Source organism: Paenarthrobacter sp. NPDC091669 (assembly GCF_044756725.1).
Taxonomy (GTDB): Bacteria; Actinomycetota; Actinomycetes; order Actinomycetales; family Micrococcaceae; genus Arthrobacter; species Arthrobacter bambusae_C.
Window position 1 is genome coordinate 257,248 of sequence record NZ_JBIVTK010000006.1, and the last position, 12,126, is coordinate 269,373.

At 64.6% G+C, this 12,126-nt stretch carries 7 protein-coding genes; 5 read left to right on the forward strand and 2 right to left on the reverse strand.

Features of this window, described 5'->3' with window-relative positions; translation table 11 throughout:
- Positions 1–64 precede the first annotated feature (64 nt).
- The 5 genes from ACIQLI_RS12360 (at position 65) to sufU (ending at position 10,379) form a co-directional block, all read left to right on the forward strand.
- Entirely contained in the window at positions 65–2,797 is a 2,733-nt protein-coding gene (locus ACIQLI_RS12360) for a LuxR C-terminal-related transcriptional regulator (RefSeq protein WP_400388669.1), read from the forward strand.
- A gap of 32 nt (positions 2,798–2,829) precedes the next feature.
- Positions 2,830–5,499 carry an AAA family ATPase gene (locus ACIQLI_RS12365; RefSeq protein ID WP_400388671.1) on the forward strand — a complete coding sequence of 890 codons (2,670 nt, stop codon included), beginning with the start codon at positions 2,830–2,832 and terminating at the stop codon, positions 5,497–5,499.
- Between the two features lie 472 nt (positions 5,500–5,971).
- Positions 5,972–8,443, forward strand: coding sequence for an ATP-binding protein (locus ACIQLI_RS12370; protein WP_400388674.1), 2,472 nt, complete (start codon positions 5,972–5,974; stop codon positions 8,441–8,443).
- 89 nt (positions 8,444–8,532) lie between these two features.
- Entirely contained in the window at positions 8,533–9,858 is a 1,326-nt protein-coding gene (locus ACIQLI_RS12375) for a cysteine desulfurase (RefSeq protein WP_400388677.1), read from the forward strand.
- 68 nt (positions 9,859–9,926) lie between these two features.
- Positions 9,927–10,379: a Fe-S cluster assembly sulfur transfer protein SufU gene (sufU, locus tag ACIQLI_RS12380; protein ID WP_354229940.1), complete on the forward strand. Its 453-nt coding sequence runs from the start codon at positions 9,927–9,929 to the stop codon at positions 10,377–10,379.
- 42 nt (positions 10,380–10,421) lie between these two features.
- Here sufU and nhaA read toward each other — a convergent pair whose 3' ends face one another.
- A complete protein-coding gene (nhaA, locus tag ACIQLI_RS12385; RefSeq protein WP_400388681.1) occupies positions 10,422–11,741 on the reverse strand; it encodes a Na+/H+ antiporter NhaA in 1,320 nt (439 codons plus the stop codon).
- Positions 11,742–11,903: 162 nt separating this feature from the next.
- Positions 11,904–12,125, reverse strand: coding sequence for an SCO4848 family membrane protein (locus tag ACIQLI_RS12390; protein ID WP_354229936.1), 222 nt, complete (start codon positions 12,123–12,125; stop codon positions 11,904–11,906).
- Position 12,126 lies beyond the last annotated feature (1 nt).

Consider the following 12,126-nt stretch of genomic DNA (forward strand, 5'->3'; position numbering starts at 1 on the left):
GTAGTGTGCATGATACGCAGGTAAGCGGTGGGGGACTGTCGCGGATGTGTAGCGAAGGATGCGAATGTCGGCGGAGTTGCTAAACAAGGGCGGGGGAGGCGCAGCAAAGGCTGCGGCTCCCGATCTTGTGGGCGGACCAACCGACAGGCAAACGTGGTCACTGCTGGCCCGCAGCCACGATCTGTCGAAGGCGGGAAAATTCCTCGAATCACCCGATTCGTATGGGGTGGTCCTCACCGGCCAACGGGGAATCGGCAAATCCGGCCTGGCCCGCGCCGTTGTCTCCTCGCTGGGCCCCAAGGTCCACAGCCTTCAACTGCGGAACACTGTTGCCAACGGCCAAACACCGTACGGATGCCTGGGTTTCCTGCTGGCCCGGCTCCCCTCCGAAGCCGTTAGTTCTCCGACCGGCATCCTGCATGCAGTGACAAGCCTGATCAGGCAGGAAGCGGCCGGCCGGAACACCGTTCTCATTGTGGATAACGCCGGCGGCATGGACCCCATGAGCACAGGTGTGCTGCTGAACCTCATGGCCACCGGCACCGCCAAGGTAGTTGCCACAGTGCAGCGTGCCAGCGACCTCCCTGCCGACTTCCACCGGCTGGTCCTCGAAGGCGAGCTGGGCGAGGTCCATCTCAACACCCTGAGCGAAGAACAGACCAAGCAGGTGTTGGGATCGGTCCTTGGACACTACGTATCATCAACGCTGGTTGGCTCATTGCACTCGGCAGTGGGCGGAAACCCGATGCTGCTGCATGCCCTCCTGGAAGAACAGCGCCAAACCGGCAACTTGGTACTCAACGACTCCGTCTGGACGCTGCGTGACCGGATCAAACTGGAGGGCGCAACGGTGGTGGAGGACTTCGTCCGCTCCAAACTGGCGCGCGAAACGCAGGCCAGCAGGACCGTCGTTGAAATCCTGGCCTGTGCGCAGCGCGCAACCCTGGTGGACCTGGCAGCCATCTTCGGCACCGAAGTTCTGGTGGAGATGGAAGACTCCGGGCTGCTCACCGTTGAACGGGGCGATGACCACTGGGTATCCCTCCGGGATCCTTATGTTGGCGAGGTGGTCCACAGCTGGCTGAGCACCCGCCGCAGACGCGAACTGCGGCTGATGCTTCATGGCCCCAAAGAGCCTGAACTGCAGGGCCTCGCCGCGCAGGATCTCCTGAGCTATGCCGCATGGATGCATTCTTGCGAGGACGAGCCGATGCCCTCGCCGGCCCACGCATTGGCAGCCGGGCGCGCAGCACTGGACAACTACGATCCCAACTTTGCCATCCAGTGCACGTTGTCCCTGGATCCCAAAGACGAAGAGTGGGTCCCCGGACAACGGCTGAAAGCTGCGGCGTACCTCATGCTGGACTTGCCGTTGCACGCCGCCCAGGCCCTGGATGAGGTGTCCGAATCCCGCCTTGCCGCGCTGGACCCGGTGGAGTTCGCGGAAGTAACCGCCGCGAAATGCCAGGCAATGACGTGGATTGATGGTCGGGCGGGCATGGTGCCGGGGGTCATTTCAGATGGACTTGAAACTCTCGGGGCCATGGCGGGCAACTACCCGGCAGAGACAGTGGCCAAGGCCTATAACCGCCTCCACTTGTGCAGTTACGAGTACAACACCTACATGGGTGAGTACGCCTCCATCATCGATCATTTGGAAGAGGAACTCGCCAAGGACCCCGACGTGGACAGGGAGCACTGGTTGAGGTCAGCGTTCTTCCTGGTTGAGGCCCGCTGCATTCTTGGCCGCGAGCTTGAGGCGCAGGATCTTGCGCGGACCGTTTCACGGCATTTGGGCGATACTGACCGGCCTGCCCAGCTTGAAGAGGCCTTCGCCAAGCACGCTTTCCTGGTCCTGTTGCTGTCCGGGCAGTGGCGGCAATGCATCGAACTCATGCGTCGATCACCTTCCCGGTCCTCACGGCTTCAGTACCGGGGTGCCTTGACTGAACTGGGCATCGGCCTGGCCTACGCCTACGCCGGCAAACCTGCCAGTGCCATTGAACCCCTCAGGTCCGCGGTTGCCCAGCTGGAACTCCGCCCGGCCATGAATATGAACAAGGTAGCCTACGCTGCCACTGCTTTTGCTTACGCACAGGTGGGCAATTCCGTGGAAGCGGGCCGTTACCTGGACCTGTACAGGACATGCCGCGGAGAGGGAACCTTTTTCTCCGAATCAGTGGCCGATTTCTGCGCTGAGATGGCAGGGCGATGGATGGGGGATCCCGACGTCAAGCAGCGGCTCCTGGCCCGGGTCCACGACGACGTCGAAAAACAGCGGGTGACCACTGCCGGCATCTGCCTCTTCGGCGCCACGGTTGAAGGCACGGACGAAGAGTACCGGCTGCTCGAAGATATTGCGGGGCGCCGGCAGGGGCCACTGGCCAGGATTTCCGGCAACCTCGCCCGCGGTGCTTTGAACAGGAGTTCCCGGGCCCTGCTGGAGGCAGCTGACGCCGCAGCAGCGCTGGACCTGCTGGTGGTCGAGGCCAGGTGCGTGGCCATGGCACTGGACTTTGCCCGGGACGCGGGTGAGACAACCGCTGCCCGCACGGCACAGCTGAGGCTGGAACGGCTGGAGCATTCGGTGTCCGCGTTGCCGATACAACCGCGCAGCGACGCGCCGGTATTGACGGAGCGGGAACGCCAAATTGCTAAACTCGCCGGGAAGGGTGTCAGCAACCGTGAAATCGCGATGGATATTGGGGTGTCTGTGCGAACTGTCGAAGGCCACTTGTACCAGGTGTTCACAAAGTTGGGTGTTTCGTCTCGAGGCGAGCTCAATGGGCTCCTATGAGGCAGGCAGTGCCGTAGAAGTGCGGAGCGCCCATGCGGGCTGAGCACCTTGTAGGCCGGGACGCCGAGCTGGATCTGGCCATGAAGATCTTGCGCCAGGAAGGCGCAGGGGCTGTGCTCCTGGTAGCGGACCCCGGCATCGGAAAGACGGCCTTGGCCGCCGAAATTGCGACCCGCCTGGCAGGGGAAATGGTGGTGATGCGGGTCCACGGAAGCCCCGCGTTGTCTGCTGTGCCCTACGGTGTCCTGGCGCCCTATTTGCTGGACCTGCCTGTGGAACAAGCCACCTCGCCGGTGGCGATCCTGCGGGAGTTCTGGGCCCAGTTCGAGAAACGCCGTGGCGGCCAAGGCGCGCGGCTCTTGCTTGTTGTGGACGATGCCCACGACCTCGACGAAGGCAGCACCCAGATCCTGGCTGAATTGGTGACGGCAGGTTGGGCCAGGCTCGTGGCCACCGGCAGGCCTCGCCCGGGTCTGCCCGCCGCGCTGCTTCAGCTGTGGTACGACGGCCTTGCCGAACGGCTGGAGCTCCATCCCCTGGACCATGAGGGCGTCACTGAGCTGGCGGAGAAGACTCTGGACGGAACCATCATGGCCAGTGCCGCCGACGTGCTGCACTCCGTGTCCGAGGGGAATCCGTTACTCCTTCGCTGTCTCCTGGATGACTCCAGGGCGGACGGAAACCTGGTGCGACGGAACGGTGTCTGGTTCCTGACACGAGCCCTCTCGGGCAGCGGAGAAGGCCTGGCCGAGGTAGTGCGGAACCGTGTACTGCGGACCAGCGAGGCCGAGAGGGAAGCAATGTATGTCATCGCGCTCTCCGAACCCGTCCCGGCCGCCGTGCTGGACACCCAGGTTGGCAGGGAAACCGTGCGGGCGCTGATGGACAGCAGGTTGGTGCTGTCCACCAACGGGCCCGGAAGCCCCCTCAAAATGTGGCACCCCATGTACAGCGAGGCGCTGCGCCAGATAGTTTCGCCGGCCCGCAGCCTCCAGATCCGCCAGCGCATGGTCCAACACCTGCTCGCGGAGCCGCCCACGGCCGAGGGACTGCTCCGCTTGGTGAGCTGGGCGCTGGACTGTGGTGCCGACGTCGATGATGAACAGCTGCTGGAGGCAGCCTTCCTGGCGGCCAAACTGCTCCAGAACCCACTGGCGATGGCAGCAGCCGGCAAGGTCCGCTCCGAGGCGTTGCGCCCGCGCGCCCGTGCGGTCATGGCCATGGTCAGCTACAACGACGGCGACTTCCGCAATGCCGTGCGGCTGTTGGAGGAGGGCCTGGGGTACTTGGACGCCGATCCCTCGGGGCCCCTGGGGGCAGGGTTGTTGTGGGCCGCTGCGCGGGCGGCCGCGGGTGACTCATCGGCGGAAATTGTGGCCGATGCCCGGACCGCGGCGGCATCCCTCGTCAACGGCCTTAAGGAATCAGACCCCATGGTGGGGCTTGTGGAACGGCATGCCAGGGCACTGAAGTTGGCGGCGCTCGCCCACGATGGCCACTACGCAGAACTCCGTGAAGGCCTGGAGCGGTTCGGGGCAGCGCTCAGCCCGGACCAAGCGGATTTTGTCATGAACCGGGTGTTCCTCCTGGCCATGCAGTGCGAACTCCTGACGGTTGAGGGCCAGAGCGTGGAGGCGCTCGACGCCGGCCGTGAAGCGTTGGTGCTGCTGGATGAGCAGGCTGACGATCTCCTGTACTTCAGCGACTTTGTGCTGGCGCGCTACACTCTCGCAGCCCTGGGCGCGGGGGACTGGGGCGCCGCCGGGACCGCCCTTGAGCGTTACTCCGCGAGATCGGCCATGGGACTCATTGTCTTTGGTGGGGACATCCAGACCCTCAAGGGGTTGTCGCTGCTGCGTCAAGGCCGTCTGGAGCAGGCCGCGGAGCTGGTGACTCCCGCCGTCGAAGCACTCCGGGTCAGGGACCCCCAACAGCTGAAGAACCTGGGCAATGCACTGGCGTTTTACGCTGCGGCCAGGTCCGGCGACACCGTGCTCGCTGAGCGCCTGGCCGGCGAACGGGCTGGTCAGGCGGGCCGGCAGGCCGGAGGAGCTTACGTGGAGGCCCTCGCGGAACTTTTTACCTTGGCCGGCCAGGAGTTGATGACCAAAGGCTCAGGGCTGGACAAGCTCAGGAAGTTACCGGAATCTGTGCGGCTGCATCAGGAGCCTGGTGTCCTGCTGCAAAACCTGGTGCTCCGTGCCGAGCTCGGCGACGTACAAGCCATGGAGTCCATCAAGGGGATCACACCATCGATGTCCGGCGCCTGGGCCGCCGGATGGCTGTCCCTGGCGGAAGCACATCTGGGCGCTGACGGCCAAGGCTTCGTCAACGCCGGCAACCTTCTGGCCGCGGCAGGCATGCCCGGACCGGCCGCCGTTGCCTTCGACAAAGCAGCATTGTCCTTCGACGCCGAAGGAAAGCGACCTGAGGCCCGGCAGGCAGCGGTGCTGCGCGATGTCAGCGAAGCCAGCCTTGGCGATGCCCTGGTTCATGACCCCAGCACCGAAGCGGACCGCTCGGTGCCGTTGACCCGCCGTGAGCAGGACATCGTGGCGTTGGCAGTCTCAGGACTGACCGACCGCCAGATCGCGGAGAAGCTCATGGTGTCCGTACGGACCGTAGAGGGCCACCTCTACCGCAGTTACGCCAAGTTGGGGATCCGCCGTCGCGAAGATCTCGGGGCTGCTGTCCGTCATTGACCTCAGTGCTCCTTGAGTACTCACCAACCACCCACCACTCCACTTGCCCCCGCCACCGCGCGGATTTTGGCCAATCAGTGGAGTAACCCATGGGAGTGTTGTTCCCAAACCAAGTAGTGCCCCTCTGAGGGACTGAGTACAACAAGGTATAGGCCCGGAAAAAGCCCCGGACTAATCGAGTACCAACTACTGGTGTACCCCGTCCGCCACCCCGGCAGTATTGATCTTGGAAGAACGGTTCAGCCCCAAGCATCACCGGGATTCCGAATGTCGCATCATCCGCATCGGTGGTCTCTTTGAGCCGATGCACCGGACGCCGAAAGGTGTTCCGGCCCTGGACGAAGCCGGCGGCGACAGAGTCTTCTGAGACCGAGACTCTCCCCCCAGCCGCCGCCGGCTTCTAGGCCAGGTAGCCCGCACTTCGCGGAAACCACCCCTCCCGGACCATGGGACTGCTGCTATTGGAGTGCGCATGCTGCCGGATCCCTGGCTGGACGAAGACACCGTCACAGTCGGGCTGAGGCCATCACCCTTCCCGGACCGGACGAGGCTCCTGGACATCATCCTTTCCGCAGTACCGTCGCCCTCCACCAGTGGCATCGTGGTGGTGGGGGACCGAGGATCCGGAAAGACCCACCTGTTGCTCTCCGTCAAAGAGGGCCTCACCGAAACCATGGACGTCAGAAGCTTCGCCGGAAAACCAGAGCTGAAGACCACCAGTTACGGCGCCTTGGGTGCGGCACCTGAATCCGGCGGTCAAGACACACTGCCACCCGGGCTTCACATCCTCCGGGCCCTGGCCAGCACCTTGGGTGCCGCTGAATATTTGTACACACCACAGATGGGCCGACGCCGGAACAAACGCCGGGCTCAAACGGCAAGGCCGCCGTTGGTGCTGTTGGTGGACGACATCCACTACGTAGATCCGCCTTCCTTGGCTGTCCTGCTGCAACTGATACCCGGTTTCGGGGCAACCTTGGTTGCAACTGCCGACAGCCGCCGGCCACTTCCTCCGGACCTCTATCAACTCTGGGAAGACGGCTTCCTGGAACAGTACTTTCTTCCGCCCTTTACCTTCACCGAGGCACACGCCTTGTCCGAATCCGTCCTGGGTGGAAGTGTCCAACGCCGTGCCAGCAGCCTTTTAGCGGCCATGAGCGGCTTCAATGCGGGGCTGCTGGGGATCGCCATCAACGATGCACGAAGTGCCGGCCTGCTGGTGCAAAAGGACGGCTTCTGGACCATTGATGTCCGGGCCCACTGTGACTGGCCAGGTGTGGTGGCACAAGTACAGGCCGAAAACGCCGCCCGGCCCCCGGAGGAACGCCACGCGCTGGAACTCATAGCGCTTGCTGAACCTGTGGCCCTGGACGTTGTGGAACACCATTTTGGCCGGAGCGCCGTTGAACACCTTCTGGCCAACCACCATATCCGGCTGCTGGCGGGGAGGCCGCCGCTGGTCAGGACGAGTTCCTGGTTGCGGGGCGAGGGTACCCGGCTGGCCGTGCCACGACCCCGAAGCCTGGCCCTCCGCCTTGGCGTTGAGGAACCCGCGCTCACGCGCGAATCAGCCCCCACCCTGCTGCGGTGGATGACATGGACCCTGGACTGTGGCCTGACCCTTTCCGATGAACTTCTCCTGGCCACCGCCCCGGCCGCTGACAGGCCGTCAACAGCAGAACTCGTCATGCGGGCCGCCGCAGCAGTTGCCGGGCCGGGCCGGAAGGACGAGGCCAGGCTCCTCCGGGCGCGGGCGCTGGTTGCTGAAGGCCTGCTGGGCGAGGCGGCCCCGGAGCTGCGGGAGCTGGCAGCAGGTGGTGGATCGCCGGAGGTGAAGGCCGACGCCGGCAGCCGCCTCTTGGCATTGGGACTCCTGGGCGCTGTCCCGGGTGAGGCCGTGCCGGGCGTTCCGGAGGACACCAGTTCAGGGGAGAATGCGCCCGGCGACGGAGGGCCGCAGACCCTGCAGGAAGTTTCCGGCCATGTGGTGTGGAACGTCCGGGAAGCTGAACGGCTCTTACTCGCAGGATCTGCCCCGGAAGCGTTGGAACGGTCAACTGCGGCAATGGCGGCCATTGACGCGGACCCCGCCCTGGAGATGTTCAGGCCGGGCGCCCTGCTCCGGCATGTAGTGTGCCTTCGCAGCAATCTGGCCTGGGGCCAGGTGGACTCACTCCTGGAGTGTCCTGCCGCGTTTGTCCTCCCCACCTACCTTGCCGTGTGCTTGGACGTTGCCCGGGGGTACGCCGAACTCAGCCAAGGGCTTCCCCGGGCCGCTCGGGGAACCTTGGAGCCGGTCCTTGCGGAACTGTCCGACGCCGGCCTTCCGCCGGTGCTGGCGTTTGCTGCAGCCCTGCTGGCCTACTCCGAAGCGCTGTGCGGAAACCCCGTGCAGGCGATGGAGCGTAGTGGGCAAAGCCTCGCTGCTTTGCAGGAAAGCGAGGATCCCGCAGGCTTCCTTCCCCAGCTCAGCTCCCTCTATCTGGCGGCGGCGCAGGACCAGATGGCCGGTAACCCGGAGCATCTGTTGGCACTGGCAGAACAACTCCACCACCAGGGCAACGCGTTGTTGGAAGCCGAGGCAGTCTCCCTCCTGACGCTCAACGCAAGCAGTGCCGCTGTCGACGACCTTGTGCTCCAGCGGCGGCTGTCAGGACTTGCGGCGGAAATTCACGGAGCCGGAGGAGCCGCCCTGGGAACGTTTGCCTCGGCACTGTTGGACAACGACCCCAGGACGTTGGAATCGGCGGGAAGAAGCTTGTCTGCGGACAGGCTGTTTGCCCATGCTTCCGTGTGTTATTCGCGTGCGGCCAGTGGCTATGAAGCCCGAACCCGAAGTGGAGCAAGCCGGCGCGCATTGGTCCTCGTTGAACGGCTGCGCAATGCGTTCGACAGCGGCGCTGTTCCGCCGCTGGGCTGGGTGCCAGGGAGGGCCGGCGGCTGAACGTGCTGTACGGCACACCTGCGGCACCGCACGGCAGGGGCCACCGTGGGATAATAGGGAGTCCCTGAAGGATTTCCAAGGAGCGCCCCTTGACTGCCGTATCAACCCCCGCCTCACTGCTGCGGTCCGTGCATGCCATGGACAATGCGGAGGTGTTGCGGATCCGGAATGACTTCCCGGTGCTGGACCAGCTGGTCAACGGGAAACCCTTGATCTACCTGGATTCCGGCGCCACGTCGCAGAACCCGCTCAGCGTCATCGAGGCCGAGCAGGAGTACTACGAACAACGCAATGCGGCCGTCCACCGTGGAGCCCACCACCTTGCCGTGGAAGCCACGGAGGTTTTTGAGGACGCGCGCCAGACCGTGGCGGACTTCATCGGCGCGCAGTACGAGGAAACGGTGTGGACCTCCAACGCCACCGAGGGACTGAACCTCATCAGCTACGCACTGTCCAACGCCGGGTTGTGGGCGGCGCAGGGCCGTGGCGATTCACGCTTGAAGGACCTGGCCATTGGTCCGGGCGACGAGATCGTGGTCACCGAAATGGAGCACCACGCCAACCTCATCCCGTGGCAGGAACTGGCGTTCCGGACGGGGGCCACCCTCAAGTACATCCCCGTCACCGATGACGGAACGTTGATGCTTGACGCCGCAGCCGGGATCGTGGGGGAACGGACCAGGCTCCTGGCCTTCACCCACGCTTCCAACGTCCTGGGTACCATCAACCCGGTGGCCGAACTCGTGGCGCTCGCCCGCAGGGTCGGAGCCTTGGTGGTCCTGGATGCTTGCCAGTCCGTGCCGCACATGGCCGTGGACGTCAAAGAGTTGGACGTAGACTTCGCCGTATTCTCCGGGCACAAAATGCTGGCGCCCACAGGTGTCGGCGTGCTGTACGGCAAGCAGGAACTCCTTGATGTCTTGCCGCCCTTCCTCACCGGCGGTTCCATGATCACCACGGTCACCATGGAGCGGGCCGAGTACTTGCCGGCCCCGCAGCGGTTCGAGGCCGGTACCCAGCGGATCTCCCAGGCCGTGGCGCTTGCTGCCGCCGTAAACTACCTCACCGAGACCGGCATCGACCGCATCCACGCATGGGAAACGACTCTTGGACAGCGCCTCGTCAAAGGGCTCGAGAGCATCGAGGGCATCCGTGTGGTGGGTCCCGCCTCCGGTTCCGGGCGGATCGGCCTGGCAGCGTTCGACGTCGCCGGTGTCCACGCCCACGACGTCGGGCAGTTCCTTGATGATCGCGGCATCGCCGTTCGAGTCGGTCACCACTGCGCCCAGCCCTTGCACCGCCGTCTGGGCCTGACGGCCACCACCCGGGCCAGTACCTACCTTTACAACACCACGGACGACGTCGATGCTTTCCTCGACGCTGTTTCCGGGGTCCGGGCGTACTTCCAGGCCTGACCTTCGGCAGCCCTGAAAGCCAGGCAGCCTCACACCAACGATTTTTCGCAGAACAGGCAACAACCACCATGAGTCTTGACCAGCTGTACCAGCAGATCATCCTGGACCACTCCAAGCAGCGGCATGGCAGCGGACTGGCTGAAACGGCAGCCCCCGAAGGGGCGTCCACCGGACAATCACACCAGCTGAACCCGGTGTGCGGGGATGAAGTGACGCTGCGGCTCGCCGTTTCGGACGGAACCGTCCAGCAGATCAGTTGGGACGGTGCAGGCTGCTCCATTTCCATGGCCTCGGCGTCGGTGCTCAGTGAACTGGGCGAGGGCATGTCCGTGGAGGAATTGCACTCTGTGATCGAGAACTTCCGTGAGGTCCTGCGGTCGCGTGGGAAAGTCCAGGCGGACCCGGAGATCCTGGGCGATGCTGCCGCTTTCGAGGGCGTCGCCCGTTACGCGGCCCGCGTGAAATGCGCCATGATCTCCTGGGTTGCCGCCGAGGACGCGCTCAACCAGGCCACCGCCTAACCTTCCAGCAGCCCAATACCGCAGCAGCCCGGTACCCGTGCGTCAGGCGCGGGCAAAGATGTCAGGCACGCCATCGCCGTCGTCGTCCCGTTCTTCATCCGCCTGTACCTGGCGGTACCGCCGGTTACGGGCCCTGAGTACGACGGCGGCCAGCAGCGCCGAGATCAGGGAACCTGCCAGGATGGCCACCTTGGCGTGGTCATTGTGGGCTGAGCCGGTGCCGAAGCTCAGCTCGCCGATGAGCAGCGAGACCGTGAAGCCGATGCCGGCCAGAAGGGCCAGCCCGAAGAGGTCGATCCAGGCGATGCTGGAATCGAGGCTTGCGCGGGTGGTCTTGGTGACCAGGTACGTGGTGCCGAAAACGCCCACTGCCTTGCCCACTACCAACGCTGCCACAATGCCAACGGCCACGGGATCCGTGAGCGCTGCCCCCATGCCATCGAATCCGCCCAAGGCCACGCCGGCGGAGAAGAACGCGAAGACGGGCACCGCGAAGCCTGCCGAGAACGGGCGCAGCCGGTGCTCGAAGTGCTCCGCCAGTCCTTCGGCCGGCTCTCCCTTCTTGCCGCTGGCCAGGACGGGCACGGCAAAGCCCAGCAGCACTCCGGCCACTGTGGCGTGGATCCCGGAAGCATGGACGAAGCCCCACGTGGCCATGGCAAGGGGGACGAGCAGGTACCAGCTGCGGATCCGCTTTTGGACCAGGAACGTGAAGAGGGCCAGCGGCACCAAGGCGGCCAGCAGCATGAGCGGCTGGAGTCCCGTGGAATAGAAGAAGGCGATGATGCCGATGGCGATGAGGTCGTCCACTACGGCGAGGGTCAGCAGGAACGTCCTGAGCGCGGAGGGCAGGTGGGTGTTGATGACGGCCAGCACGGCCAGGGCGAAGGCGATGTCCGTCGCGGTGGGAATGGCCCAGCCCTTGAGCGTCTCAGGGGACCCGAGGTTGAACAGGACAAAGATGACGGCCGGAACTACGACGCCGCCGATCGCCGCGGCCACGGGAACAACTGCCTTGGCGGGCTTGCGGAGTTCGCCCGCCACGAACTCGCGTTTGAGCTCAAGGCCTGCGAGGAAGAAGAACACCGCCAGGAGGCCGTCCGAGGCCCAATGGCCAAGGCTCAAGTCAAGATGCCAGGGCTCGAAGCCGATCTTGACGTCGCGGAATGCGAAGTAGCCGTCCGCAGCGGGTGAGTTGGCCCAGATGAGGGCAACTACGGTGGCGGCAAGGAGGAGGGCGCCGCCCACTGTTTCCGTGCGAAGGATCGCGAGGATCCTGCGGTACTCGGGATAACTGGAGCGCGAGAAAACTGCGTTTGAGCTGCCGGGTTGCTGAGGGGCTGCAGGGGGCTTCCGGGCCACGGGGGCTCCTTACTTGCGGGGATCAATCGGTCTAAGGGGAGCACAAAGACTCCGCCGACCAGACTTCCCGGCACACCAATAACCATCTTACCCAAGTAACTGGCAGTAGTGGCTGCTCTGAGGGCTCAGATCAGCCGCTACTGCCAGTCAGTTGGGTGAAACTCAGGCGACGAGGCCCGCAATCCCAATGGCCGCCGTCGCAAGTCCCAGCACCATGGAGATGGTGACCAGCACAACGTGGACCGTGAGGAACTTGGTGGCCTTGCCTGCGGCATCGCGGGCGCGGGGATCCTTCATGACGCGCTTGAGGAACTGCGGCCACACCACCAGGGACCAGACCCCGGCAACGATCAGGACAACCGCGAGGACAGCGGGGATCTCCACG

Coding starts and splice junctions, on each gene's coding strand:
- ACIQLI_RS12360 (WP_400388669.1), top strand. CDS start 65: ATGTCGGCGGAGTTGCTAAACAAGGGCGGGGGAGGCGCAGCAAAGGCT.
- ACIQLI_RS12365 (WP_400388671.1), top strand. CDS start 2,830: ATGCGGGCTGAGCACCTTGTAGGCCGGGACGCCGAGCTGGATCTGGCC.
- ACIQLI_RS12370 (WP_400388674.1), top strand. CDS start 5,972: ATGCTGCCGGATCCCTGGCTGGACGAAGACACCGTCACAGTCGGGCTG.
- sufU (WP_354229940.1), top strand. CDS start 9,927: ATGAGTCTTGACCAGCTGTACCAGCAGATCATCCTGGACCACTCCAAG.